Here is a 26,535-nt window from a genome sequence, read left to right as displayed (position 1 = left end):
AAAAAAATCAGCACTCCATGTTGAGGCGTTTTTCTAACTGGTATTTGAACTGATTGATCTCCTTCCTATCAGCACCTCTCTGAGTCATTAACCTCTCTATTTGGGATGCTACTTCATAATAATTTGCTTTTGCCTGAAAGGTTATATTACTATTCACCACTTCATAATATTTTGCAACAACTTCTACTTTGGAGTTTGAAATATTAATCATCGCTGAACAATCTCCTGGAGTTATAAAATCTTTCCGTTTAAATAACCTTACTTCATCAATAGCAGAGCAATTTACAAAGTCTGGAAGTTTGGTTTGGAGCTTTGCAAATCGCACATCATGTGCTTCATCGGAAACTTGCCTTCCATAACCAGTTGCGGCTTTCAGACTTTCAAAACGAATTTTTGTCCCTAATCAGCTCATGTAGGATGGAACTGCCAGTAGTAATAAATGTGTTCTGTAACCTAGCGCCTTCATACGTTCGAAATCTGCTAACACTAATTTGTAATCCTGCAATGTTGTTTCGATAAGTATGTTTAAGTTGTTAGCTATTCCATGCTTTTTTAACCTTGTATTACAAAAGTCTGCAAGTGGCCAGGTCAGGTCCGGGAAATCTGATTCGCGGTCCTGAAGGATCCTGGCTGCATTCGGATGCCGCTCCCGAAAGTCATCAGCGTTACAGACCAGGAGGTTTCTACTGGTTTCAATTCTTATCTGATGAATAATTTCGGTTTTTCCAGCACCAGGCTGCGCGCCTACCAGGTAATACGATGGAGGTAGGGATGGAATCAGTTCTGCTGTTTCTTCGGCTATGATCTGATTACTTATAGCCTCTTGTTCAGATGAGGATATTTGGGGGTAGTCGGGTTTCATTAAGCGCGATACAGTTCTTTAACAATGGTTGAATAAGTATCAATAATATAGTTCATCTCATCCAGGGAATCGAAGCTTGCATTTCTCAAAGTTTCCAGCGCAATATCTTTGTTTTTTTTGACCGTATCCAAATCCATTTTTAATGTATCAGCATCTTTACGGTATTCGGCACGGTGCAATATATTGGAATAAGCGTTAATCGCGCGACGTAAAAGTGTATGTGCAAGCTCTGTACGTTCATAAAACACCATAGCATTTGTCCGGCTCTCTTTTATCATGCTTACCTCTTTTTCTATATCCAATTTTACTGATAAACAGCGTGCCTCAGCCTTTTTTATGTCCGACTCTTTAGCCTCGCGTAAGAGTTTATCAAGCTCGCCTTCTTTTAGGTATAATATCAATTCCAGCTCATGGGCCTCAATTAGTTCTGGCTTCTCAAATGCAATACGAATACAGATGCCTTTTTTGTTCTTGGCGGAATTAATAATTCTGGTTTCGTAATGATGATTTATGAGATTAACAATAATACACTGATCAAAGCTCAGAAAATAGTGTGTATGATTTTCTGGATTAGTGGAAATCCAGTAATCAACCACCGATTCTTTTTCTAATATTGTTTCTGCCATAAACTTAAATGAAGTTCATATTTCTTTCTACTAAAATACGATTTACTAAGGATAAAATCAAAATTCAAATACCAAATTTTTAAAATTTAAATTGTTGATTTTCAGTTTTTTAAAGCCATTCGAATCATTGAATTTAAATGACTTTAAAAAACTGATTGTTAAAACTGGTTTTAAAGAGTTTGTAGGAATTCTATTTTTTTCCGTTCAAAACTTTAATATTCTTCAACTCACCCACAAAAGCATTCGCACTATCCCCAATATACTTAAATGGAAACACCAGCGTTTGCACCTTCGCAATCTTATCTTTCGTGTTGGTAAAAGATATTTTAGCTCCTTCCAGCCGTTCTGTTAATATACCATTTACAAACAGGGAGGTGCCTTTGTTATCACCGGAAATCTCAATATGCGTCCAGGTTTCCGCAGGAACCGCATAATTGAAGTAGTAGTCGTAGCCTTCTCTGCTGAAACCGAGTTTGCCGGTTTGCTGCTGCAATAGTTTTACACTGCCGGTGGGGCCGGAGAATAGGACCGCATTTGGTTTGTTATTTTTTCCCGGGTTAATGTCAAAGCAAATCGTATAGCCGTAACCGATAGCATCTACTGGCGTTTGCAGGTAGCTCCTGCCGCCATTCAGTGTCAGTTTACCTGATATAGCAGCATTTACCAGTGAGGAGGCATCGTGCTTATTGCCGCTGCCATCTTTCTTGTTCCTGAAATCATATGATATCAGTATGGAATCCTTACTGTTTAATTTATATTGCAGGTTCAGCCCTGGGCCTTCAGGCAGATGTTTACTTTTACTGAGGTAAGTTTCATACGGTTGTTGTGCGTTGTAGCCGGTCCACATTTTCTCAGCCATGACCTGCATGGCCGGAAAGGCCCGGTCATGTACATCCTCAGCGGTGATGCCATTGCCCGGATGATCATTCCAGACAGCAAAGGCACCGCCTTTAATTTTCGGATGTCCGAACGGAAATACTTCTTTGCCAATCATATTCGGCTCCCATTTGTTGTATAGCCGGGAGATATTAAGGTAGTCGTAATAGTAGCCGGCTGCGGGCACTATATACAGCCAACCGTCCGGGGTACTGATAAGGTCGTAGCCCAGCTTAATCATGTCGCGGGGTTCGGCATAGCCGTTGTACCAGGCATTCATGGTAACTCCGTCTGATTTCACAGGAGTCGTACCTTTTGCATGCGTCAGTGAGCCCCACATCCTTACTTTCTTGCCGTATCCTTCCACATATTTTATCAGGTGGTCGGTGAATGCCCTGAATTTTTCTGATTCTTTTTTGTCGTATTCATCGGTGCCGATATGTACTTCATTGCCAACAAATACTGGCTCCGGGCCTTCCAGGTATTCTTTAAAAATATTGTCCACCATTTGCCAGGATACAGGTTCGAGGTTGAGATGGTCACGGCCATATTTATCGCTGGCTACTGCCGGCAGGGCTTTACTCAATGCGAGGGAATGTGCCGGCACATCTATTTCCGGGATGATGCGAACGCCGAAGCTGTCGGCCATACGTTGCAGGGCAATGAATTCTTTTTTGGAGTAGGAACCATCTTCGGCGGTAAGGCCTGGGTAGGTACTGTTTTCGAGGCGGAAGGCGGAATAGGTACTATCCCAGTTATCCCCGAAAAACTTGGCAAATCCGTTGTCGTTCAGGTGTACATGGAAGTCATTCATCTTATAGTAAGACATGAATTTCACGTAGTTCCGGAGGAAATCCATCGTGAAAAACTTTCTGCCGGCATCAAGCACGAAGCCACGCACTGCGTATTTAGGGTAATCACGTGTGATCCCCTTTGGTAGCGTGTTGCGGGTGGGCGACTGCTGCAGCAGCTGCAGGATGGTTTGTGCTCCCCACAAGGCTCCGGTTGGGTGTGTAGCCGTTACCGTTACTACCTCGTTGATGTCCAGCTGATAGCCTTCCTGGCCAAGATTAGCATCTGCGCCGGCTAATGTCAGCCATATATCGCCGGCAACAGGTTTACCGGTTTTGTAAGTTATTTTATAGGCAGATGTGGTAGCAGCTATATCAGCGGTGAGACGCTGTGCTACGCTTTCCAGTTGTTTGGCATACACCGGGTCTATGATAACTCTTGCCTTTGGGGTCAGTATATAGTTGCCTGCGTAACTATGCCATTCGCGCAGTGCCGGAATTACGAAGGGCTGTTCTGCCGGCGGCGGCCCGTATCTCCCTGAAACAAGAACAGACATAGGGGCATCCATTTCCGTACCATCGGACTGGCGTTGCAATACGAAGTACAGGTTTACGGTGGCATCCGTAAGGGGAGTGGTCACGTGCCCGTCCAGGTTAATGACTGGTATCCTGTCGGAGCCTTTCAGCAGCAGCTGATAGCCTGCGGGGGCTTGGGGCAGCGTTAAAGTAGTCTGACCGGATTTTACAGGTGATAAAGGCGGCAGGGCTTTCACTACTGCTGCGAGCTGAAGGGAGTCGGTATTTTGCTGAGCAGCCAGGGGCGTGGCCCACAAGGCGGTGCCTGCCGCAAACAGCGCAGCGGATGTTAACTTAAGGAATTGCATTGTTAATAATTGTTCACTGATAAAAAAAGGCGCCTCACCTTTTGCAAAGGGAAGCGCCTGAAAATACTTAATTATCGTGAGATCTAATAGTACAGATAGGTCAGCACATTGGTGGCATCCGGTGCTGCCGGTTTCAGGCTGAGATAGTCGTTGAACTGTTCCGTGCCCAGTAATGCTTTCAGTTTGTTGTTAAGGCCGTTTTGCATGCTGTTAAGCTTGGTCTGGTAAGCCTTTTCATTGCTGCCTTTGAGTGCCTGTATATTGGATTTTTGTTGCAGATAATTGGTAACGAGGTTGAGTAACTTAGGTTGCTGCTGATCAGTGAGCACCAGGGATTTACTCAGTTTGCTGACAATAGAGGCAGAAGTTCCTTCAATATTTATTGTTGGATTTTGCGCCTGGGTACCTTGAAAATAAACACCGAAAATGAGGAGGAGCAGGGTAGTGGCCAGCTGTTTCATATGTGACGGATTTATCTTTAAGATACTGAAAAATTTATTGCTGTACCATTTTTACGTGCAGGGACTTAGTGGTTCCTTCGTCGTCGATACTGATATAGCGGCAGAGGATTGTTTTGGTATCCACCCATTTAGTTTCGGTAGGTCCCCATTTTTCCAGGTTAGTTTCACCTACGTAGCGGATACTGTCTTTTTCGATATTAAACAGCTGGAAGCCGTTTGGCATAAAGGCTGCCACCAGGTCCATGCTGGCGCAGAGTATTTGTTTTTTATCCGGAGAGAAGATAGGTTCTGTCCAGAGGTGCAGGGTATCGCCTGTAAGGGTATTGAGCAGCAGGAAATCCTGTGACTCGTAATAATAGGCGACGATGCCTTTGCTGTTGATTTCCGGATAGTCGCTTAAATAGGCGAAATGCACGAAGTCGCCTTCGTTTTCCGCGTCATCATCTTTATCCGTGAGGGTGGTGGTTTTACCGTTTTGTAATTTAAACTGTAAGGTATTGCCTGATCTTTTAACGGTTGAATCTTTAGCCAGGGCGAGTGTTTCGCTGGTATCCTGTGGTTGTAATTTGAAGCTTTCAAATACCATAGAATCGATGGTATAGATCAGGTAGGTTTTCCCTGCCAGTTCTAATGTGTCGATGGGTGTGTCGGAGGTGGCTGGTACGTTTACCGTTTGTATGCCGGTGGAATCCGTTGTGGTCGTTTGTTTCGTTGATTTCTGCTGTCCGCAGCTCCAAAGTATTACTGCCAGTGCTGCCAGGTAAAACAGGTTTTTGTACATTTTCATCATAAAGTTGCTGATCTGCAAAAATAAGTATTTAAGTGTTCGTTGGGAGATTAGTTTGACAACCGGCCGGCATCAGTCTTGGATAAGGTAAAGTACAGCAAATAGCCGGTGAGTATACCGCAGCCGAAGCCGGTGAGGTGTGCAATATTGTCAATACCAACGGTGAAACAGGCCACGATGATGTTTAAGCCCACAAATAAGGCGATAAAAATGAGGAAAGGCATTTTGGCGGACCGTTTAAACAGCGGCGTAGTTAAAAGGGCCAGAAAGGCGCCGTAAATGCCAAATATAGCTCCTGATGCGCCTACGCCCACTGCATCGGGATGGAACCATATGCTGGCATAATCTGCCACGAGGCCTGTCACCAGGTACACTATGCAAAATTTTGGTCCTTTAAGAATGGGTTCCAGGAATATGCCTGCTATTAGTAGTCCCAGCATGTTGGTAAACAGGTGCCATAGTCCCGCGTGTAGAAACATACTTGTAAGCAGCCGCCAGTATTGATGTTGCTGGCTGGTGAGTGGCCAGTAGTTGGCGCCCCATTGCAGGAGATCGTCTGCATCACCCCACCAGATTTCATGTCCTTTGATGGCCATCATGCAAAATACGATGGTATTCACTACAATCAGTGAAAGGGTAACCGGTGCATTATACAGGCGTTTTAATATTTGCATTCACGATAAGTTACGAAAAATCGTGAAATAAAATATTGAGGCTCAGTTATTCGTAGCTGTAATCTACCACGGTATTGCAGGTATTATTGAGTTGCGTATAACCTTTTGTATGTAGGTAGACGTTAGCGCTGCGGGGATAACCGTTTCCGTTGCAGGCATACATATACTGTACAGTGGTGGAGCGGGATAATGCCATTACGCCTTGTTGGGTAACGGTTTCCTGTTTCTCGTCCAACTGTATCCTGCTGGGGTTGTTGAAGCTGACATGGAGGAGCAGGTTGGCGAGGTCAGGGAGGGGCTCGCTGGCATGACCTTGCGGAATGGTGTCTGCAAGGAGGAGCTGATTGGCCAGCCGTGCCAGCGGGTTATAGGAGTTGTCCCAGTCGCAGCTGGCTTTGGTAAAGTAGATGGTGGTATCTTCCTGCGGATCTTTGGCGATGTTTTTCCAGGTGGGGTTGCCTTCTATATAATCCCAGCTGGTAGCCTGTTTAAGGTCGGTGTATTTGAGCGACAATGGCTGGTCGTTTTGCCATTGGATACGGGCGGTGCGTACGTGTTGTTTATCACCGTCGAAGAAGTCTACTTCTTTGATATTACCACGTAAGTCCCAGTCTTTTACGGCTGCTGTTTTGGTAACTGTTACCTTGTTGCGGGAGGTTGTTTCGCAGCGCATACCGGTGAGTCGGTTGAGGTGGTCATATTCAAAGCGGATGGTATTGGTATCGGTTGTGTTAGGATGTTTTGTCAGGGAGGTCATCTGCCCGTCTTTATTATAGCTGAAACTTATCCAGGGGCTGTTTTCACCATGGATGGTAATGGCCTGCAGGCGTGGCGTGGTGTACTTACCGCGGTGGGAGGTACAGGCTGTAAGCAGCACTGGTAGTGCGAGGGCGAGAAGATACTTTATCATGAAGGGGAAATTACAAAAAATAAAGCACCCGTACCAGGAGGCACGGGTGCTTTATTTTTCTAAGAGTTATATATTACTCAGCTACAACTTCGAATTCCATTTCGGTATCGTTGCCTTTACCGAAGTCCAGGCGAGCTTTGTAAGTACCTAATTCTTTCACATCATCCAGGATATGGATGCGGCGACGATCGATTTCGTAACCTTTCTGTTCTTTAATTGCGCGTGCAATCTGAACACCGGTAACGCTACCGAAGATTTTACCGGAAGTACCGGTTTTCGCGCCGATTTTAACAGGAGAAGCTTTCAGAACTTCCACCACTTTAGCGATTTCCGCCAGCAGTTTCTCTTCTTTCACTTTCTGTACTTTCAGGCGCTCCTGCAGTTGTTTCAGGTTAGAAGGACTAGCTTCTACCGCAAACTTCTGCGGGATCAGGAAATTTCTGGCGTAACCATTCTTTACGGAAACCAGTTCATTCTTCTGACCCAGGTTGTCTACGTCTTGTATTAAAATAATTTGCATAACTTCTTACTTTAAAAGGTCAGTAACATAAGGCAATAAAGCCATTTGACGAGCTTTCTTAATAGCCTGGGCTACTTTACGCTGAAATTTCAGGGAGTTACCTGTAATACGACGTGGCAACATTTTGCCCTGATCGTTCAGAAATTTCTTCAAAAACTCCGCGTCTTTGTAATCTACATACTTGATGCCCATTTTCTTAAAACGGCAGTATTTCTTCTGGCGTTTTTCAGTTTTTACGGCTGTTAAGTATTTGATCTCTTGTTTAGGTTTAACTGCCATAATTTTAAGCTTCAGTGGTTTTAGATTCAGCATTCGCACCATAGTTCTTGCGATTGTTATACGCTACAGCGTATTTGTCAAGCGCAGTCGTCATGTGACGTAATACATTTTCATCGCGGTTCAGCTGGATTTTCAGCTTCTCATTGAGGTCGGTTGGCGCAGTATATTCCAGAACAACATACATTCCTGTAGTTTTTTTCCGGATAGGGTACGCCAGTGATCTTAATCCCCAGGGATTTTCGTGCGTGATTACTCCGCCGTTATCTTTAATGATATCAGCGAATTTCTTTTGGGCGGCTTTGTAGTCGTCCTCAGAAAGCACAGGGGTAAAGATCACCATCAATTCGTAGTTCATAATTCCCTGTTTTTTGTTAGGTTTAATAAAAAAATTCGGACCGCAAAGATAAAGAACTATTCCCAATTTTAGGAGATAACCGGGTTTTATTATGGAATATTCTTTGTTTTCTATCTTGTATTTTGATTATCAGATAATTATATATTAATTTGGATTCTGGTGCCGAAGTTATTAGGAGGCAATCGCCAACGAAGGTGGCGATTGGGGAGGGCCCGCGCGTAGCGCGGTGCCAGCAGACTGCCAGCAACATAAAACGAATCCTTTGCTGCTTTGCGTGAAAAAATCCCGCCTCGCGTCAACTTGTCAGCCCCGCGGCGCTGGCACAACCTTTGACTCTCATCTCCCCGAAATATAAAATTTACTTTTCCCATGCAAAAAGGCGCTATACGTGTACAAACGGAAAATATCTTTCCGATCATTAAGAAATTCCTGTATTCCGATCATGAAATCTTTATCCGTGAGCTGGTGAGTAATGCCGTTGATGCTACCCAAAAACTCAGAACCCTGGCTAGTGTAGGTGAGTTCAAAGGCGACCTGGGCAACATCGATATCGAAGTAAGGCTGGATAAAGAGAAAAAGACAATCACCATCGCAGATCATGGTGTGGGTATGACTGCGGAAGAAGTGGACAAATACATTAACCAGGTGGCTTTCTCCGGTGCTGAAGAGTTCCTGAAAAAATACAAAGGCCAGGAAAGCGGAACCAACATCATCGGGCACTTCGGCCTCGGTTTCTATTCTTCCTTTATGATCAGCAACCAGGTGGAAATCTTCTCCAAGTCATGGAAAGAAGACGCACCAGCTGTTCGTTGGGAGTGCGACGGCAGTCCGGAATACAGTCTCGAAGAAACTACCAAAACAGAACGTGGTACTGAAATCGTGATGCATGTAAACGAAGAAAGTGAAGAATTCCTTGACGAAGGCCGCATCCGTTCCATCCTCACCAAATTCTGTAAATTCCTTCCGGTTCCGGTTAAATTTGAAGGAGAACAGATCAATAACGTAGCTCCTGCCTGGACTAAAAAGCCCAGCGAGCTCACCGCAGAAGATTACCAGAACTTCTATAAAGAATTATATCCCTTCGCAGAAGCACCGCTTTTCTGGATTCACCTGAACGTAGATTATCCTTTCAATCTCACCGGTATCCTGTATTTCCCTAAAATCAGCAAGAGCTACGAAATACAGAAAGATAAAATCAACCTGTACTCCAACCAGGTATATGTTACCGACGAAGTAAAAGATATCGTTCCGGAATTCCTGATGCTGCTGCATGGTGTGATTGATAGCCCGGATATCCCGCTCAACGTTAGCCGTAGCTACCTCCAGGGCGATCCGAATGTGAAAAAAATCAATGGCTATATCACCAAAAAAGTAGCGGATAAACTGGATGAAATGTTCCGCCAGGACCGCAAATCATTCGAGGAAAAATGGGAGTCCATCGGCCTGTTCGTGAAATACGGGATGATGACGGACGACAAGTTCCTCGATAAAGCCAATAAATTCCTCCTGCTGGAAGACGTTGCCGATGGCAAATTCTATACCCAGGAAGAATACCGCACTGCCGCTGCTGCCCTGCAAACCAATAAGGAAGGCAAGCTGGTAGTACTCTATTCTACCAATCCGGTGCAGCAGGACAGCTACATCCAGGCTGCCCAGAAAAAAGGCTTCAAAGTAATAAAAATGGAAACGCTGGTAGATGCCGCCTTCATCAACAACATCGAGATGAAGTGGGACAATGTACAGTTTACCCGCGTAGATGCCGATATCGCTAATAACCTGATTGATAAAGACGAAAATGAAGATACCCTCCTGTCTAAAGAACAGGAAGATACCCTAAAAAATCTCTTTACCCAGGAGGTTAATCAGCCCAATATTAAGGTAGATATGAAAGGCCTTACTGCTGATCTCCAGCCGGTGATCGTTACCCGTCCGGAGTTCATGCGCCGTATGAAAGATATGGCCAGTATGGGCGGTGGCGGAATGAACTGGTATGCCAATATGCCTGATGAAATCAATATGACCATCAACGCTAACCACCCGGTATACCTGCAAATTCTCCGTGAGAAAAACAACGGCCTGCAGCAAAAACAGATTAAGAATCTGGCGGACCTCGCATTGCTGTCGCAAAACCTGTTGACCGGCGCAGATCTTACTGCTTTCGTAAACAGAAGTGTAGAACTGATGAGTGCAGGAGAAGGGGAAGAAGAAGCATAATTTTTATTGTATAGTTATATTAACAAAGCAGAAAGGAACCTTCGGTTCCTTTCTGCTTTGTTATTTATGGCCGCTAATGGCGGCCTTAAACAATCGAATACAAGCAGAGTGTAGCGCACTTCGCACTGCAAACTGCACATGCTTACCGCATACCGCTTATCGCATACCGCTTATCGCATACCGCTTACCGCGCACCGCACACGGCTTACGGCTTACCGCTTACCGCTTACCGCTTACCGCTTACGGCTTACCGCTTACCGCATACCGCTTACTGCGCACCGCTTACCGCACACCGCGTACCGCTTACTGCTTACCGCACACCGCTTACCGCGCACCGCGCGGAACCACCCTACCGACACCGAAGGTGTCGGCTAACCTTTAAAATCACTTAAAAAAATATTCTACTAACTTATATGTATATACGAAATCGTACAACCCTGCCTTTGAACTTAAAAAACATGCAGATTATTTTCCTCTTATAAACAATCACTATATGTGCGCAAACCCGCATAAAATAAAAGGCTCCCGCCTCGCGTTAATTCCTTTATTTGCACCCCGCTGCGGGTAATTCACACCGCAGGAAAATATTGTAAAACCTGGTCCCGGCAACTGCCGGGACCTTTTCATTTGTAGCTGTTATATGAAAAAAAGAACAATTAAAAATTTATGCCATGTCTTTGTGCTGTTATCCATAGCACTGTTTTCCTGCTCTAAAAAAGAAACCTCCAAGCCAGCCAAGCCGGTCGATGAAGTATTTGATACGCAGCCCTTGGGAACCACCACACAAAAAATCAATACTGGTGGTAATATCAGTGATTACCTGCTGTATATACCGGATGAGTACAACAACAAAAAAGATTACCGATGGCCACTGGTTATATTCCTGCATGGAGTAGGAGAGATTGGTACCAACGTAGACATTCTTAAGAATGTAGCCTTGCCAAGGGTAGTAAAAGGGAAACCCTTTGTAATGGTGGCACCGCAGTGCAACAATACCTGGTGGAACAGGGAGGTGTTACAAAAGTTTTATAAGGAGATGATTGCAAAATATCATGTGGACACCAACCGGGTAATCGTGACAGGGTTGAGTATGGGAGGAATTGCCACCTGGGACTGGATCTGTGCCTATCCTAAAAATTTCGCGGCAGCAGTGCCTATCTGCGGTACCGGTTATGCGAATCTTATGCCAGCGGTGAAAACTTTACCCATATGGGCTTTCCATTGTGCGGATGATCCAACTGTAAGTGTAAATGGCTCGCGGGAACCAGTAAAAGCACTGCAAAGCATAGGAGGAAATATTAAGTATACCGAATATCCGACCGGTGGGCATGACGCCTGGACAAGGGCCTATGCTACCGCGGATTTATATACCTGGATGCTGAATCAGCACCGCTAGTAACAGTGAATCTCTTTACCATATCAATAAACCATTATCCGGCGCTCAGTAATGAGCGCTTCCCTACACCATAACGGCCCATAACAGGGCTGTTATGGTACTTATCACTTATCGGATGTCAATTACTTTTAATTGCAGGGTGGTTTGTCCGTTCCACTCGTTTTCATCCAGTGTAAACGTCATATCAAAAGGCTTTTTACTGCTGATAATGTCGAACTTTTCGGCCATGTAAAAGCCAATGCCCGACATCGTTTGGCCGCTATTACCCTGCCTTACGGAGAATTTGATGTGCTCCTCTTTTACCACCTTTGAGTACCCGGTATCCCGCAGGTTCCTGGCAAGAAATACCGGCCGGAGATTTTCAGGTCCCAGTGGTTCGAATTGTTTGAGGATATTATAAAAAGCGGGAGAGATATCACTAAAAAGTATTTCTGTGTCTATCACAATTTCAGGTACCAGCATTTCTGCGGAGATCGTGCTGGCCACCACCTCTTCAAATTTCTCCTGGAATGCCTGTACATTCTCAGGCCTTAGTGTCATACCGGCGGCATAAAAGTGCCCTCCATAGTTTTCCAGCAGGTCTTTACATTTATGCACAGCCTCGTATACGTTGAAACCCATTACAGATCTCGCTGAGCCGGCCACCATATCATTGGACTGTGTGAGGATAACGGTAGGCCGGTAATAAAATTTATCAATCAGCCGCGATGCTACTATGCCTACCACTCCTTTGTGCCAATGCGCCTGGAAAAGTACGGTAGATTTTCTGGCGGCCATCGTTGCATCATTTTGAATCAACGTGATGGCTTCCTGGGTGATAGTGCTGTCGATTTCTTTCCGGTCAAAGTTATCAGCATGCAAAGCTTCCGCTATTACCCTGGCTTTTTCCGGATCATTTTCTATAAAGAGATTTACTGCTTTCCTGGCATCGTCCATGCGTCCTGCGGCATTTACGCGGGGAGCAATCACGAAAACCAGGTTGGAAATGGTAAGCAGGTCTTTTTGTGCATTCAGTTGAATAAGCGCTTTTATGCCCGGCAGCGGGTCTTCGTTCACTTTCTTCAGGCCATGGAAGGCGAGTATTCTGTTTTCTCCCGTCATGGGCACAATATCGGCTGCGATGCTGGTAGCTACCAGGTCGAGATATTTATTGGGTGCGCTTTCGGGGAGCCCGCGTTTTAATGCTATGGCACTCACGAGTTTATAACCTATACCACAGCCACTTAACTCTTTATAAGGGTAGGGGCAATCGTACTGTTTAGGATTGAGTATGGCTACAGCCGGAGGGAGTATTGCATCCGGGAGGTGATGGTCACAGATGATGAATTCAATTCCTGCTTCTTTGGCGGCGGTGATCAGCTCAATGGATTTGATGCCGCAATCCAGGGCGATGATCAGACTGAAATCATTTTCTTTGGCGTAGGCGATTCCCTGTGTGGATATCCCATATCCTTCCCGGTACCGGTGAGGAATATAATACTCAATATGGCTGTAGAGCTGACGGAGAAAATCGTATACGGTGGCTACGGCAGTGGTGCCGTCTACATCATAATCGCCGTATACCAGTATTTTTTCATTACGGAAGAAGGCCAGTTCAATTCTGGCAATGGCCTTGTCCATATCTTTCATGAGCCAGGGGTCGTGCAGGTCTTTCAGTGTAGGTCTGAAAAACAGCCGGGCAGCCTCATAGGTGTGAACATTCCGTTGCACCAGTAATCTGCATAGCAAGGGATGTATGCGGAGGGATGATTGCAGCAGATGTTCCTGATTTGGTTGATAAGCTTTTACTGTCCAGCGTTTTTGCATTATATATGTTCAGGATTCTTTTACCATTATGTGGGCTTTGAGCCTAAGCTTTAAGCGGTCATTGCATTTTACATTTAATATTTTACATTTTCGAATTTCTTTTTAGAAAGTGCGGTCAGTAGTGTAGCGAACCATAGATTCGAGACCGTTTCTGATGGGGGATTCAGGGAACTGGCGAAGAATGGCAAGGGCTTCGTCGCGGTATTCGAACATTTTTTGCTGGGTATATTCAATACCGCCTGATGCTTTAACGAGCTGGATAACTTCTTCTACTTTTTCCTTATTCGTATTTTGATTTTTTACTATATAGATAATTCTTTTTCTAACTTCTGGCGTGGCGTGCTCGAGGGTATAGATGAGGGGGAGGGTCATTTTTTTCTCGCGGATGTCGATTCCTGTTGGTTTTCCGATTTTGGCGGTACCATAATCAAAGAGATCGTCTTTAATTTGGAATGCAATTCCTACTTTTTCTCCGAACAACCTCATTTGTTCTGTTGTTGTGTCATCATTAGTGGCGCTCCAGGCACCGGCAGCACATGCAGAGGCGAGAAGTGAGGCCGTTTTACGGCGGATGATTTCAAAGTATATATCTTCCTTGATATTGAGTTTCCTGGTTTTCTCTATTTGTAGAAGTTCCCCTTCGCTCATGGCCTGCACTGCGTCGGAAATGATCTTTAAAGCTCTGAATTCGTTGTTGTTAAGGGAGAGAGATAATCCTTTGGCGAGGAGGTAGTCGCCTACCAGCACCGCAATTTTATTTTTCCAGAGGGCATTGATGGAGAAAAAACCGCGGCGTTCGTTGGCGTCATCCACTACATCATCGTGTACGAGCGTAGCGGTATGGAGTAATTCCACAAACGCTGCAGCCCTGTGGGTACTTTCGGTCAGATTATCTGCGAAAAGCCGGGCAGAGAGTAACACGAACATGGGACGCATCTGCTTCCCCTTTCGCTTAACAATATAATGCATCACGCGGTCCAGCAGCGGTACATTACTTTTTACCGCTTCCGCGAATTTGAGCTCAAAATCTTGTAATTCCTTACCTATCAGGTATTTAATATCATCCATGGACTAAAATCAAAAGGATTGCTAAGCTAGGTTTAAAAAGTGAAACTTTAACATTTTGGCCTTTAATTTGTATATGGAGTATAACAAACCTTTAACAGCAGCAAAAGGTTTTGTTAACACGAGGATTGCAATACTTTAACTTACGCGTATTTAAGGTATATAAATACTTTTAGTTACGCGCTGCTTTTTAAGCACTTATCAATGAAAATAATATTGCAAGAAAAATTTGATTATTCGTTAATGATTTTTACCTTTGCTTGGTAAAAAACGGGTTATTAGTAAATTTTTAACAGTTTTTAAATAAAAAACAATTATGGCAAGCAAAAAGTACTTTTTACTGGCAGGCGCTGTGAGTTTATTAGCCGCGTCTTCTGGTTTTGCACAGGTTCAACCAACCGGCTATGATGCACTGGATTCGTCCAAAGTGTCTAGCAAGAAAATGGTACAACAGAATAACTTCATGAACCACACTTCCAACTTCCCTGCTAAACCTAGGGATATGTGGGAACTGGGTTTCCATGGTGGTCTGCATTTAATTAGCGGTACCATTCCTGCTCAACCAGGTTTTGGTGGTGGTATCTCCCTGAGAAAATCTCTGGGTCATACTTTCTCCCTGAGAGCTGAGTATACCGGTTCATTTGACTACGGTCAGGATTACAAACTGCGTCCGGTTCCTGCAACTGCTGACCCAGTTAACCCTTGGCTCCCTACCGCTTCAAGAAACGGTAACCAAATCATCGGTAACTACAAATCTGCTAACCACCAGCTGTCTTTAGACGTGCTGATGTCGCTGAGCAACATCATGTTCTACAAAGCTGAACCTAAAGCTAACTGGTACGTATTGGCTGGTTACTCTATCGTTCTGGCTGATGTGGACGTTGATGCATTGGACGGTAACGGTAATCCTTATGTTTACGACCAATCTCGTCTGACTGGCAAACGTTCTGACATTAAAGATTACATCAAATCTGTACAGGACAAAAAATACGAACAAAATGCGCCTGCACAGGGCAACCGCGTAACTATCGGCCGTAAGGACGATAACCAGTTGCTCCGTCACGCACTGGATCTGGGTACTGGTGTTGCGTTTAAAGTTTCTAAACGCTTCAACATCGGTATCGAAGAAAAAATCACCATGCCTTTTGATGCTTACCTCGATGGTTATGCTGGTCCTGGTGGTTCTTCCAAAGATTTCTACTCTTACACTAGTGTACGTCTGAACTTCAACTTAGGTAATCCTAACAAACGCGTTCAGCCATTATGGTGGATCAACCCGCTGGAATACGCTTACAGCGAGCTGTCTAACCCACGTCACATGAAACTGCCTAGCCCAGTACTGCCTGATGCAGACGGTGATGGCGTAACTGATCAGTTCGATCGCGAACCTAACACTCCAGCTGGTGCACCTGTTGATTCTCACGGTGTTGCTAAAGATACTGACGGTGATGGCGTTCCTGATTACAAAGACAAACAACTGATCACTCCTACTTACTGCCAGCCAGTTGACGCTGACGGTGTTGGTAAATGCCCAGATCCTGAGTGCTGCAAAAACCGCGTAGAAACTAACTGCGCTAGCCTTGTACTGCCTTCAGTTTCTTTCAAAGGTTCTTCTACCAAAGTAGCATCTGACAACGAAGCAATCCTCGCTAGCGTTGCTGCAACCCTGAAATCTAACCCATCTTGCAACGTTCTGGTTACCGGCCACGCTGGTGCTAAAGGCAAAAAAGGTGGTGTTGATCTGAGCAGCCGTCGCGTTGACGCAGTTATCGACTACCTGGCTGATAAACAAGGTATCGATCGCGGTCGCTTCATCAAACAAAACACTCCTGGTGAGTCTAACACTGTTGATTTAGCTCCTGCTAACTAATCAGTACACTCCCAAAGAATGATAATGCTAAAAAGTCCTCCAGCCACAAGCGGAGGACTTTTTAGTTTCCAATATCTCCACACACTGTACACTTACTGCGCCAATCCCGGGTTGACACCTTAAGTCCATTTTTTCCTTTCCTTTGCTCCATAACCCAAAAACATATAATTTTGGGGGCTTTTTAACAAACTATTTTTAAGTGGGTATAAACATTAACAGGGTCTCCCTGGCAGGTTTAGTCGTAGCGCTCGGAATTATCTACGGCGACATTGGAACCTCTCCGCTCTATGTGTTTAAGGCCATTGTAGGAGGTAATCCTATCAGCGACCTGCTTGTCATTGGTGGTATCTCCTGTATCATCTGGACGCTTACACTGCAAACAACCGTCAAATACGTTATCCTCACCCTCCGGGCTGATAACAAAGGTGAAGGCGGTATCTTCTCCCTCTACGCACTCGTACGAAGGCACGCCAAATGGACGGTTCTCTTCGGTATGATCGGTGGAGCCGCCCTCCTCGCAGATGGTATTATCACACCTCCCATTACCGTTACCTCCGCCATCGAAGGTTTACGTACCCTCGAGGTATTTAAAGATCTTAGCCAGCTTACGATCGTAAAAATAGTATTAGCCATCATCTCCGGCCTGTTCATCATGCAACAGTTCGGGACCGTTTCCATCGGACGCCTGTTTGGCCCCATCATGGTGCTATGGTTCTCTATGCTGGGTATCCTCGGAATCACCCACATCGCAGATGACCTGAGCATTTTCAAGGCTTTCAGCCCCCACTATGCGATCGAACTGCTCACCACCTACCCTAAAGGATTCCTTATCCTGGGCGCCGTCTTCCTTTGTACCACCGGTGCGGAAGCACTCTATTCAGACCTCGGCCACTGTGGTAAAGGAAACATCCGCATCTCCTGGATATTTGTAAAAACCTGCCTGATCCTCAATTACCTGGGTCAGGGTGCGTGGTTACTCACACAAAAGGGTCAGATCATTCCTAAAGATCAGAACCCATTCTTTACCATTATGCCTGAATGGTTCGTCATTTTTGGGGTACTCATCGCCACCATGGCCTCCATTATCGCCAGCCAGGCCCTCATTTCTGGTTCCTTTACCCTCATTTCTGAAGCGATGCGCCTCAATCTCTGGCCTAAGCTGCGGGTAAACTACCCAACGGAAATGAGAGGTCAGTTATATATCCCCGGTATCAACGTAATGCTATTTGTTGGCTGCGCCGCCATCGTACTGATATTCCAGGAATCCTCCCATATGGAAGCTGCCTACGGTCTGTCTATCACCATCTGTATGCTGATGACTTCCTGCCTGTTCGCCTTCTACCTGTATACCCGAAGGGTGTGGATAGGGTGGATACTGCTATACCTGGCCGTTTACTTTACCATCGAGTTCTCCTTCCTTTTCGCTAACCTGGTCAAATTTGCCCATGGTGGTTATGTAACCGTGATCGTAGCGGGAGCATTGTTCCTCGTGATGATGGTATGGTTTAAGTCCAGGAAAATCAAAAACCGCTATGTGGAATTTGTGCGGCTGGAAGACTACCTGCCTATTATGCAGGAACTCAGCAACGATACTACTATCCCTAAATATGCCACTCACCTGGTGTATATGAGCAGTGCCGATAATCCGAAGGAAATCGAACACAAGATTATCTACTCTATTCTCAATAAAAAGCCCAAAAGAGCCGATATCTACTGGTTTGTCCACGTAGATGTGGTAGATGAGCCTTACCTGAGCGAATACTCGGTGCAAACCATCATTCCAAACGAGGTAATCCGTGTGGAATTCCGCCTGGGTTTCAAAGTGGAACAACGCATTAACCTGATGTTTCGCATGGTAGTGGAAGATATGGTGCGTAACAAAGAAGTGAACATCACCAGCCGTTATGAGTCGCTCAGTAAGAACAATGTAGTAGGTGACTTCCAGTTTATTGTGATGGAGAAATTCCTGTCTCACGACAATGACCTGCCACTTTACGAAAGAATGATCATGAAAATGTACTTCTTCCTGAAAAAGATCAGCCTGTCCGAAGAGCGAGGTTTTGGCCTGGACTCCAGCTATGTGACCATTGAAAAATATCCGCTCGTGGTAGCACCGGTGACGAATTTGCAGCTCAAGCGTATCGTACACCGATTCTAGCTTTTCCATGAACGGTAAGCATATTTTGCCCGATATCTTAGAAAAAACGACGTTTTTTTAAGATATTGGGCAAATCTTTTTATGGGAAGTCCGCTGGTACTAACCCAAAGCAATGAAAATCTATTTAGTAATGGTGAACAAAATTTTCGGCGTGCTACTCCTCGTAGCATTGCAACAACACGCATTAGCGCAATCGCCGTTTACCCGCGATTATAAAGAGTTGTCAGACCCTCGCCCGGTTAATGAAGCCTCCTGGCAAGCCTACGATCAGCAAGTACATGTAGCCTTCGGTAATACCGATACCCGTTATGAAAAAAGAAACGCACCAGCTTCCTCCCAAACCGCCGACAGCTGGAAAGGAACCGCCTGGAAAGGGGAAAAAGTACATACACAGTTGCTCATATGGACTGCCAAACCACTGGATAAAGTAACAGTGCAGGTAACCAGTATTGCCGGCGGCCAGTTCAAGTTTCCTGCAAATGCTGCACAGGCAGGGTTTGTACGGTATGTCATGACAGATGAACTCAATAAAAACGGCGGTGGCTGCGGTTACCGTAAGCCACAGGACTTTGACTCTTCCCTCGTGGCAGATGGCATCGACCTGAAAAATTCAAATGCTATAGCCGGTAAAACCACGCAGCCGGTATGGATCAGTATCCAGGTGCCGGCTAATACGCCAGCAGGTACCTATACCGGCACCATAGAGGTGACCGCAGGAAAAAACAAGATCCGCAAACAGTTTCAGCTGGAAGTATTGAACCGTACTTTATCCACACCGGATAAATGGGCCTTCCACCTGGATCTCTGGCAAAGTCCTGATGCTGTGGCCCGGATGTACAACGTAAAGCCCTGGAGCAACGCGCACTTCGCCGCCATGAAGCCATATATGCAAATGCTGGCTGCTGCCGGTCAGAAATGCATTACTGCTACGCTGATTCATGACCCATGGAATAGTCAAACCCAGGATGTGTACGGCAGTATGATCAAATGGACCAAAAAGAAAGATGGTAGCTGGGCTTATGATTACACCATTTTTGATAAATGGGTGACCTATATGATGGGCCTGGGTATCAAAAAGGAAATCAATTGCTACAGCATGATTCCCTGGAACCTGAAGTTTTACTACTTCGACGAAGCCGCCAACCGCGATACATTTATTGTTGCCAAGCCTGGATCTCCTGAGTACAGCGCCCACTGGCAACCAATGCTGAATAGTTTTGTAAAGCACCTCAAAGAAAAAGGCTGGTTTGGAATTACCACCATCGCTATGGATGAGCGTCCGATGAAAGATATGCAGGAAGCGCTGGCGATTATCCGCAAGGCTGACAAGGACCTGAAGTTGTCGCTCGCAGGCAGCCACCACGGGCCGCTGGTAAATGAAATATATGATTACTGCATTGCCTCCGGCGAGTCATTTACCAAAGAGGAAATGGCCGCACGTAAGGCGAAAGGCTGGCCTACCACCTTCTATACCTGCTGCACAGAAGGCTATCCGAACACTTTTACCTTCTCCCCACCGGCAGAATCGGCCTTTATGGGCTGGTATGCAGCGGCAAAAGGATATGATGGTTACTTACGCTGGGCCTTTAACTGCTGGGTGAAGGATCCGCTGACAGATAGTCGCTTCAGGGCTTGGGCAGCCGGTGATACTTATTTCGTATATCCGGGACCGAGATCTTCTATTCGCTTTGAAAGATTAGTGGAAGGTATCCAGGATTTCGAGAAAATCCGGACTTTAAGGGCAGAATTTGAGAAAAATGGAGATAAAAGTAAGCTACAGCAACTGGAGGATTTATTGAAGCCGGTAGAAATAAGCGCATTGAAAACTACGCCTGCGGCGGAGGTGATTAATGCTGCGAAAGCGAAGTTGAATACACTATAAGAGAGTATTTTATTTTTTGCAGGCCCTTTTCAATCGCCTACGGCGATTGAAAAGGGCCTGCCTCGTAACAGGCCGCTGGCCTATTACGAGGCAGGAGAAATTAAAAAAAAATCCTCCGGGGAACCGGAGGATTTTCTTAACACAACTAAAAAACAATCAAATATTTACCGGAAAAGATAAAGGTTACTTTATCAATCGGGTTTCTTTCCATCTAAAAAAGTATTTATAGTATTTATTTCAGTTGGATTATTCTGTCCTGGCTCACCGCTTACGGTGTAGTTGGAGTAGAACTGTTCCGCAGAACCGGCACCATTATCCAGGTTCACGTTACGACGGAGGTAAGCAGGAACGTTTTCAATTTCAGCGTTATTATCCATGTTTTTCACATTGAAGCTGATGCTGCGGAGTTTTGCAACTCTTTCGGCCTGTTTACGTTTCTGTTCTTCCAGATCTTCGTAGGTGTTGTGCATTGGCACTTCTGGTGGCATAGGGGTATGATTGTGCTCATCCTCCTTGTATACCATCTTCATTTCCTGCTTTATTTCCTGTGGTGGGGTAGTACCAGGTTCCACATATATCGGATTTGGAATCGTCGTATATGCGCCGGCGTTACCTGTTTGTGGCTGAATCACGTTGATGTTATTCATGGCCGTGTTTACCGCAGGATTAGGCAACGGCTGCTGTATGGGCTGCTGTTGTACCTGTTGCATTGGCTGCAGGGGTTGTACTGTTTGCTGTGGCTGTGCAACTGGCTGTACCGGTTCAGGTACAGGTTGTACAGGTGTTTGCTGGATATTCAGTACATAATTCTGACGGGAAGGTGCAATCGGTGCCTGTTGATTGGTAGGTTGTACCGATGGCTGTGAATATGGAATTACCGGCTCAGGGTGGTCCATGAGGCGGGGTGCCATCAGGTCCTGAGGTTCCTGAAACAGGAGGCCTTGTGCCTGTTGCATATTCATTTTTCTTTCATCACCATCTTTACCCAGTTGCATTACGATTTTAGGCTCTACTCTTTCAGGGCTGGAGGGTGTCATCTTTTGTTGCTGAATTGGTTTTTGTTCAAAACCGGTAGCAATGATGGTAACGCCCAGGTTTCTGTCGAGTGCCGCATCGTAGCCCACACCGAGGATAACGTCGCAATCCTCACCGGCCTGGCTTTGTACATAAGCCTGGATAATATCCATTTCATCGAGGGTGTGTTCGAATTCACCTTCGGAGGAAGAGATATTGATGAGGATCCATTTAGCGCCGCGGATATCGTTGTCGTTCAGCAATGGAGAGGTCAGCGCATCTTCAATAGCGCGCTGCGCACGGTTTTCACCTTCTGCCAAAGCGGAGCCGAGTATCGCTACACCACCGTTACGCATTACAGTGCACACATCGGCGAAATCGACGTTGATCTGGCCGGTGGAGTTGATAACATCTGTAATACACTTCGCAGCGGTAGCGAGTACGTTATCTGCTTTTTCGAATGCGGCCTTGAATTTAAGGTCGCCGAATTTTTGACGCAGTTTATCATTTGAAATGATCAGCAGGGTATCTACAAATTCTTTCAAACGTGCGATACCTTCATCTGCCTGACCCATTCGTTTTTTTCCTTCGTAAGAAAATGGGGTGGTAACAATACCAACGGTGAGGATACCCAGCTCTTTACATATCCGCGCGATGATAGGAGCGCCACCGGTTCCGGTACCGCCGCCCATACCTGCAGTGATGAAAGCCATTTTGGTGTTCACCTCCAGTATTTTTTTGATTTCTTCAAAGGACTCTTCTGTAGCCTGTTTGCCGATTTCGGGGTTGGCACCGGCACCTAATCCTTGCGTGAGATGGGGGCCCAGCTGGATTTTGTTGGGGACAGGACTATTTGCAATAGACTGCGCGTCGGTATTGCAGATTATAAAATTCACGCCATCAATGCGCTGGCTGTACATATGATTCACCGCATTGCTTCCGCCACCACCAATACCGATGACCTTGATGATAGAAGATTTTTCCTTAGGAAGATCAAAATGTATCATGACTCTGTCTCTTTTATGGGTTAGTACGATTTGTTAATAATGAACACTTAAGAATTAAGTCTGCTTTTACTATGTTGTTACTATGGTTCATTTGCCTAATCATTATTAACGGTCGTTCTTAATTCTTATTTGTTTTGTTTTAGTCGGCGCAATTGTTGTCGGAAGGGCTACTAACACAACAATTGCGCCATCTCTTATAGTTTAGCGTCTTCTTCTTCGGTGAACATGTCAATGATCTTTGTTTTCATCTTGTCGAGGAAATTTTTCAAAGAAGCATTTCTTTCTTTAGCCTTTCTATCCTGGATTTCCTGACTGCTGGGTGCATCTTCTTCTATCCATGCATCCTGTTCTGCCATTGATTGTGCTGCCTGTTCTTTTGCGAGATAGCTGGTATTTATTTTTACGTAGTTTTCTTCCAGCGACTTGCGATCATTTTCATAATCGTTATAGCCTTTTAGAATCAAACCTACGCAGGTAGCATACATTGGTTTGGTCAGTTCGTCGATATGTCCGCTTGCCAGATGCTCGTTAGGGAAACCTATGCGTGCACTTACACCGGTGGTATATTCTGTGAGCTGAATCAGGTGTTTCAGCTGTGAACCTCCCCCGGTAAGTATAATGCCGCCATTGAGCATTTTATTGTCCATACCGATTTGTTTCAGGTGATATACTACGAAATCGAGTATTTCACTCATGCGCGCCTGGATGATATGGGCCAGATTTTTAACAGAGATTTCTTTAGGACTCTGTCCGCGTAAGCCAGGTATAGTGATGTAAGCATTGCTTTTCGCTTCGTCTGCCAGGGCGTAACCGAATTGCACTTTCATCTGTTCAGCCTGGGTTTTAAGTACACCCAAACCGTTTTTTATATCGTTGGTAATATTTTCACCACCATAAGGAATCACTGCTGTGTGTTTCAGTATTCCTTCATAAAATACGGCGAGGTCTGTGGTACCACCACCAATATCTACAATGGCTACACCGGCTTCGAAATCCATATCGCACATTACCGCGGCAGCAGAAGCCAATGGCTGTAACACCAGGTCACGGATTTTCAGACCTGATTTTTCCACGCTGCGGTTGATGTTACGAATGGCGTTTTTATCGCCGGTGATGATGTGAAAGTTTGCACCCACCTTCACCCCCGACATACCAATGGGGTAGGTGATATTCTGCAGACTATCCACAATATACTGCTGCGGGATCACATCGATGATCTGATCGCTTGCAGGAATAACAGTTTTGTACTGATCGTTGATTAACTGATCAATATCTTTCTGGGATATTTCCGCTTCCACATCATTGCGTACTATATCTCCGCGGGTTTGCAAACTTTTAATATGATGTCCGGCAATGCCTACATATACTTCGTTAATCTCCAGGTTGGGGTTGGATGCATAACAATTTTCCAGGGCCTGCCTGATCGCCTTTATTGTTTGGTCGATATTCAGCACCATACCATGCTGAACGCCAAACGATGTGGCTTTACCGAATCCCAGGATTTCCAGTTTCCCGAATTCATTCTTCCTTCCTGCTATGGCAGCAATCTTCGTAGTGCCTATGTCGAGACCTACAATGATGGGAGCTTCCTGATTCATGGCGTTTTTTGTTTTTTTGATGTGTTAACAGATTTATTCCCTGGCTTATACACTGCTTTAGGTTGTTGCTTGGGCTTTTCTGCAGGAGCCTTTTCCTTCTTCTTCACTTCTTTCTTCACTGGCTCCTTTTTCACTCCCTTAGCTTTTGATTCCGTAGAAGGCTTTGCTGCTGCGGGTTTCGGTTTTTCCGCCGCTACTGCCTCTGCTTTTTTGCTGGTAACAGCTGATGCTGAGTCATTGTTTTCATATACAGGCACTTCATCTGCTCCGTTCACTTTCACACTGTCGGAAGTGATGACAGGTTGCAAAGGAGCAACACCATCTTTCCTTGTACACACCACCTGGTCTTCAAATGCTACGTTGATGCGTGAATAATTATTCCAGCCAACTTTATTCAGTCCTTCTTTATAAAATGCCAGTAGTTTGGTGAATTTTTTGTCTATCCCTGTGCCATCACCGATTGCTATTATATGATCTCCAAGTTGCGGGATGAATTCGAACTTGTGATCCGGTGTGATCATCAGTTGTTCTACCTGTGCGGACCAAAACGCATTGCCATTGATATAGGTACCCAAATCTACAATCTGCGCAGTGAGCAGGCTATCTGCCTGCTGCAGCTTTTCCGCATCTGTAGGGAAGCCAGTGAATACCGGTACTTTGGCGGCATATCGGGTAGAAACCGGAATTCTTTCTCCCGTTTCGTCCAGGTAAAAACTATTGCCTGTAAAGGTAAATACTCTTGCTACCGGCTCCCGCTGTTTGATTTTAATATTCAGCTGTTGCTGGTTATCAAAATACAGTTCGGAGTTTTTTACCCATGGATCGGTATCAATCAGCTTTTCCAGCTGTGCCACGTTAATAGATCCAATAGGTTTTCCAACCGGATTAATGCTTTTATCTTTCGTTATCAGGGACTTGATATCCTTTGTTTCGATGAAGAAATTGTCATCTTTTCCTTCGAACTTAACGATGATCTTTTTGCACTTGCTTTCGTCCTTTACATTATTGGCAGCTACCAGCAAAATGACAAAGCCTGTCATCACTCCTACCCAAAGGGTAGCAATGCCCAGCTTCTTCAATATGTTGGTAGTTTTAGACATAAACTATTTTAAAATTTCTTTTATCGGTTCTTTCAACTGGTCAATATCGCCTGCACCTGCTGTGATCAGTAAAGGTGCCGGTGTTGACTTCAGCCATTGTAGTACTTCGTCTTTCTGCAGGATGCGTACCGGTGCGGTAATTTTACCGGCAATCATCTCGCTGGTAACACCCTCGATCGGTAATTCGCGCGCCGGGTAGATAGGTAACAGTATTACCTCATCTGCCAGTGACAGGCTGGAGGCAAAGCCATCTGCCAGATCACGGGTACGGCTAAACAGGTGTGGCTGGAAGACAACCGTAGTTTTTCTTCCCGGAAAGAGCGCTTTGGCACTGGTGATCAGTGCTTTCAACTCTTCAGGATGGTGTGCATAATCATCAATGTAAATCTGATGATCATTTTTTACCACATACTCAAACCTGCGTTTGATGCCTTTGAAAGAACTAAGTGCTGCACGGATTTTATCGGTGCCGATGCCCAACAGGTGTGCTACGGTGACTGCCACCACTGCATTTTCCACGTTGTGCATGCCGCCGATGTGCATTTCCAGATTGTCAATCATCCAGTCTTTATGCATCACATCAAACTCATAACCGCCGTTTTTCATGCGGATGTTTTTGGCGTATGCATCGGCTACATCGTTTTGTAAACTGTAGAGCAATTTGTTGGTTGCGTTCAGTTCATTATCACGGTGAAGGCCGAAACGAGCAATCAGCGTGCCATTTGGTTTAATATTGTGCGTATACTGAATAAAAGCGTCTTCCATTGCCTCCGGTGTGCCATAAATATCCAGGTGATCTGCATCCATGGCAGTCAGTACCGCGATATCAGGACTTAATTTCAGGAAAGAACGATCGTACTCATCTGCTTCAATCACTGCTACCTGTTTATCGCTGCTCCAGAAATTTTTATCATAGTTGACACTGATGCCACCCAGGAAAGCGTTGCAACCATAACCGCTGTCTCTCAGCAAATGAGCGATCATAGTAGAAACTGTGGTTTTACCATGCGTGCCTGCTACGGTGATGGCGAACAGGGAGCGGGTGATTTCCTGCAATACATCGCTGCGTTTTACCACTTCGATGTTGTTATTGCGGTACCAGGTCAGTTCTGTATGTGATGCCGGAATCGCCGGCGTGTATACGACCAGGTTAGTGTCCTTATCCAGCAGGTTCATATCATCTGTATAATGAATTTGCATACCCTCTGCTTCCAGCTGCCTGGTAAGCACTGTAGACGTACGGTCATAGCCACTCACTTTCACACCCTTTTCATTAAAGTAGCGTGCAATGGCGCTCATCCCGATTCCGCCGATCCCAATAAAATAAACCCTATGTATGTTATTCAAATCCATATACTCTCTATAACGGAAGATATACGCTGATATATCTGTTTAAGTTT

23 protein-coding genes are annotated in these 26,535 nt (G+C 45.2%); 6 read left to right on the top strand and 17 right to left on the bottom strand.

The genetic code is table 11. The annotated features are described in order from the left end of the window. Positions 1-7: 7 nt before the first annotated feature. The 11 genes from KW844_RS24730 to rpsF all read right to left on the bottom strand — a co-directional run bounded on the left by KW844_RS24730 (position 8) and on the right by rpsF (position 8,025). On the bottom strand, positions 8-325 hold the full coding sequence (locus tag KW844_RS24730; protein WP_218379472.1) for a hypothetical protein: 318 nt from the start codon (positions 323-325) through the stop codon (positions 8-10). 78 nt (positions 326-403) lie between these two features. After that, complete coding sequence (locus KW844_RS24725) at positions 404-862, bottom strand: zeta toxin family protein (protein ID WP_218379471.1); 459 nt, start codon at positions 860-862, stop codon at positions 404-406. Continuing rightward, on the bottom strand, positions 862-1,488 hold the full coding sequence (locus tag KW844_RS24720; RefSeq protein ID WP_218379470.1) for a hypothetical protein: 627 nt from the start codon (positions 1,486-1,488) through the stop codon (positions 862-864). Before KW844_RS24720 ends, KW844_RS24725 begins: the two co-directional genes overlap by 1 nt. Positions 1,489-1,678: 190 nt before the next feature. After that, entirely contained in the window at positions 1,679-4,039 is a 2,361-nt protein-coding gene (locus KW844_RS24715; protein ID WP_218379469.1) for a family 20 glycosylhydrolase, read from the bottom strand. Positions 4,040-4,122: 83 nt separating this feature from the next. Beyond that, complete coding sequence (locus KW844_RS24710; protein ID WP_218379468.1) at positions 4,123-4,500, bottom strand: hypothetical protein; 378 nt, start codon at positions 4,498-4,500, stop codon at positions 4,123-4,125. Positions 4,501-4,534: 34 nt separating this feature from the next. After that, the gene (locus KW844_RS24705; protein ID WP_218379467.1) at positions 4,535-5,308 is read right to left on the bottom strand and encodes a hypothetical protein; all 774 of its coding nucleotides are present in this window, start codon (positions 5,306-5,308) and stop codon (positions 4,535-4,537) included. Between the two features lie 29 nt (positions 5,309-5,337). Further along, complete coding sequence (locus KW844_RS24700; protein WP_218379466.1) at positions 5,338-5,961, bottom strand: rhomboid family intramembrane serine protease; 624 nt, start codon at positions 5,959-5,961, stop codon at positions 5,338-5,340. Between the two features lie 46 nt (positions 5,962-6,007). After that, on the bottom strand, positions 6,008-6,871 hold the full coding sequence (locus KW844_RS24695; RefSeq protein ID WP_218379465.1) for a hypothetical protein: 864 nt from the start codon (positions 6,869-6,871) through the stop codon (positions 6,008-6,010). Between the two features lie 73 nt (positions 6,872-6,944). Then, the gene (gene rplI, locus KW844_RS24690; protein ID WP_218379464.1) at positions 6,945-7,391 is read right to left on the bottom strand and encodes a 50S ribosomal protein L9; all 447 of its coding nucleotides are present in this window, start codon (positions 7,389-7,391) and stop codon (positions 6,945-6,947) included. Between the two features lie 6 nt (positions 7,392-7,397). After that, complete coding sequence (gene rpsR / locus KW844_RS24685; protein WP_073077706.1) at positions 7,398-7,670, bottom strand: 30S ribosomal protein S18; 273 nt, start codon at positions 7,668-7,670, stop codon at positions 7,398-7,400. 4 nt (positions 7,671-7,674) lie between these two features. After that, complete coding sequence (gene rpsF, locus KW844_RS24680; protein WP_255578615.1) at positions 7,675-8,025, bottom strand: 30S ribosomal protein S6; 351 nt, start codon at positions 8,023-8,025, stop codon at positions 7,675-7,677. A 369-nt stretch (positions 8,026-8,394) separates the two neighbouring features. On the opposite strand from rpsF, the gene htpG reads away from it, so the two are divergent. The 3 genes from htpG to KW844_RS24665 all read left to right on the top strand — a co-directional run bounded on the left by htpG (position 8,395) and on the right by KW844_RS24665 (position 11,635). Then, entirely contained in the window at positions 8,395-10,239 is a 1,845-nt protein-coding gene (gene htpG / locus KW844_RS24675) for a molecular chaperone HtpG (RefSeq protein WP_218379463.1), read from the top strand. A 138-nt stretch (positions 10,240-10,377) separates the two neighbouring features. Beyond that, on the top strand, positions 10,378-10,614 hold the full coding sequence (locus tag KW844_RS24670; RefSeq protein ID WP_218379462.1) for a hypothetical protein: 237 nt from the start codon (positions 10,378-10,380) through the stop codon (positions 10,612-10,614). Between the two features lie 265 nt (positions 10,615-10,879). After that, positions 10,880-11,635, top strand: a complete 756-nt coding sequence (locus KW844_RS24665; protein WP_218379461.1) for a hypothetical protein — start codon at positions 10,880-10,882, stop codon at positions 11,633-11,635. A gap of 108 nt (positions 11,636-11,743) precedes the next feature. On the opposite strand, the gene recJ is transcribed toward KW844_RS24665, so the two are convergent. Together recJ and KW844_RS24655 are read right to left on the bottom strand one after the other, a co-directional pair. After that, positions 11,744-13,441, bottom strand: a complete 1,698-nt coding sequence (gene recJ, locus KW844_RS24660) for a single-stranded-DNA-specific exonuclease RecJ (protein ID WP_218379460.1) — start codon at positions 13,439-13,441, stop codon at positions 11,744-11,746. 102 nt (positions 13,442-13,543) lie between these two features. Then, positions 13,544-14,509 carry a polyprenyl synthetase family protein gene (locus KW844_RS24655; protein WP_218379459.1) on the bottom strand — a complete coding sequence of 322 codons (966 nt, stop codon included), beginning with the start codon at positions 14,507-14,509 and terminating at the stop codon, positions 13,544-13,546. Between the two features lie 313 nt (positions 14,510-14,822). Here KW844_RS24655 and KW844_RS24650 point away from each other — a divergent pair, with 313 nt between their 5' ends. From KW844_RS24650 to KW844_RS24640, 3 genes are all read left to right on the top strand, one after another. Further along, entirely contained in the window at positions 14,823-16,376 is a 1,554-nt protein-coding gene (locus KW844_RS24650; protein ID WP_218379458.1) for an OmpA family protein, read from the top strand. Positions 16,377-16,575: 199 nt separating this feature from the next. Beyond that, the gene (locus tag KW844_RS24645; RefSeq protein WP_218379457.1) at positions 16,576-18,534 is read left to right on the top strand and encodes a KUP/HAK/KT family potassium transporter; all 1,959 of its coding nucleotides are present in this window, start codon (positions 16,576-16,578) and stop codon (positions 18,532-18,534) included. A gap of 112 nt (positions 18,535-18,646) precedes the next feature. Beyond that, entirely contained in the window at positions 18,647-20,416 is a 1,770-nt protein-coding gene (locus tag KW844_RS24640) for a DUF4091 domain-containing protein (RefSeq protein WP_218379456.1), read from the top strand. A 191-nt stretch (positions 20,417-20,607) separates the two neighbouring features. Here KW844_RS24640 and ftsZ read toward each other — a convergent pair whose 3' ends face one another. The 4 genes from ftsZ to murC form a co-directional block, all read right to left on the bottom strand. After that, positions 20,608-22,437 (bottom strand): cell division protein FtsZ, encoded by a 1,830-nt coding sequence (gene ftsZ, locus KW844_RS24635; protein ID WP_218379455.1) that lies wholly within the window; start codon positions 22,435-22,437, stop codon positions 20,608-20,610. Between the two features lie 194 nt (positions 22,438-22,631). Then, the gene (ftsA, locus tag KW844_RS24630; protein ID WP_218379454.1) at positions 22,632-24,035 is read right to left on the bottom strand and encodes a cell division protein FtsA; all 1,404 of its coding nucleotides are present in this window, start codon (positions 24,033-24,035) and stop codon (positions 22,632-22,634) included. Further along, on the bottom strand, positions 24,032-25,135 hold the full coding sequence (locus tag KW844_RS24625) for a cell division protein FtsQ/DivIB (protein ID WP_218379453.1): 1,104 nt from the start codon (positions 25,133-25,135) through the stop codon (positions 24,032-24,034). Before KW844_RS24625 ends, ftsA begins: the two co-directional genes overlap by 4 nt. A 3-nt stretch (positions 25,136-25,138) precedes the next feature. Beyond that, positions 25,139-26,488: a UDP-N-acetylmuramate--L-alanine ligase gene (gene murC / locus KW844_RS24620; protein ID WP_218379452.1), complete on the bottom strand. Its 1,350-nt coding sequence runs from the start codon at positions 26,486-26,488 to the stop codon at positions 25,139-25,141. Between the last annotated feature and the right edge of the window lie 47 nt (positions 26,489-26,535).

It is taken from the genome of Chitinophaga sp. sic0106, assembly GCF_019219075.1.
Lineage (GTDB): Bacteria > Bacteroidota > Bacteroidia > Chitinophagales > Chitinophagaceae > Chitinophaga.
This window is presented reverse-complemented; position numbering and strand designations above follow the sequence as displayed.

Bases quoted from the DNA above. Each gene is read 5' to 3' on its own strand.
- KW844_RS24725 (WP_218379471.1), bottom strand. From the start codon at position 862: ATGAAACCCGACTACCCCCAAATATCCTCATCTGAACAAGAGGCTATA.
- KW844_RS24720 (WP_218379470.1), bottom strand. From the start codon at position 1,488: ATGGCAGAAACAATATTAGAAAAAGAATCGGTGGTTGATTACTGGATT.
- KW844_RS24715 (WP_218379469.1), bottom strand. From the start codon at position 4,039: ATGCAATTCCTTAAGTTAACATCCGCTGCGCTGTTTGCGGCAGGCACC.
- KW844_RS24710 (WP_218379468.1), bottom strand. From the start codon at position 4,500: ATGAAACAGCTGGCCACTACCCTGCTCCTCCTCATTTTCGGTGTTTAT.
- KW844_RS24700 (WP_218379466.1), bottom strand. From the start codon at position 5,961: ATGCAAATATTAAAACGCCTGTATAATGCACCGGTTACCCTTTCACTG.
- KW844_RS24695 (WP_218379465.1), bottom strand. From the start codon at position 6,871: ATGATAAAGTATCTTCTCGCCCTCGCACTACCAGTGCTGCTTACAGCC.
- rplI (WP_218379464.1), bottom strand. From the start codon at position 7,391: ATGCAAATTATTTTAATACAAGACGTAGACAACCTGGGTCAGAAGAAT.
- rpsR (WP_073077706.1), bottom strand. From the start codon at position 7,670: ATGGCAGTTAAACCTAAACAAGAGATCAAATACTTAACAGCCGTAAAA.
- rpsF (WP_255578615.1), bottom strand. From the start codon at position 8,025: ATGAACTACGAATTGATGGTGATCTTTACCCCTGTGCTTTCTGAGGAC.
- htpG (WP_218379463.1), top strand. From the start codon at position 8,395: ATGCAAAAAGGCGCTATACGTGTACAAACGGAAAATATCTTTCCGATC.
- KW844_RS24670 (WP_218379462.1), top strand. From the start codon at position 10,378: ATGCTTACCGCATACCGCTTATCGCATACCGCTTATCGCATACCGCTT.
- KW844_RS24665 (WP_218379461.1), top strand. From the start codon at position 10,880: ATGAAAAAAAGAACAATTAAAAATTTATGCCATGTCTTTGTGCTGTTA.
- recJ (WP_218379460.1), bottom strand. From the start codon at position 13,441: ATGCAAAAACGCTGGACAGTAAAAGCTTATCAACCAAATCAGGAACAT.
- KW844_RS24655 (WP_218379459.1), bottom strand. From the start codon at position 14,509: ATGGATGATATTAAATACCTGATAGGTAAGGAATTACAAGATTTTGAG.
- KW844_RS24650 (WP_218379458.1), top strand. From the start codon at position 14,823: ATGGCAAGCAAAAAGTACTTTTTACTGGCAGGCGCTGTGAGTTTATTA.
- KW844_RS24640 (WP_218379456.1), top strand. From the start codon at position 18,647: ATGAAAATCTATTTAGTAATGGTGAACAAAATTTTCGGCGTGCTACTC.
- ftsZ (WP_218379455.1), bottom strand. From the start codon at position 22,437: ATGATACATTTTGATCTTCCTAAGGAAAAATCTTCTATCATCAAGGTC.
- ftsA (WP_218379454.1), bottom strand. From the start codon at position 24,035: ATGAATCAGGAAGCTCCCATCATTGTAGGTCTCGACATAGGCACTACG.
- KW844_RS24625 (WP_218379453.1), bottom strand. From the start codon at position 25,135: ATGTCTAAAACTACCAACATATTGAAGAAGCTGGGCATTGCTACCCTT.
- murC (WP_218379452.1), bottom strand. From the start codon at position 26,488: ATGGATTTGAATAACATACATAGGGTTTATTTTATTGGGATCGGCGGA.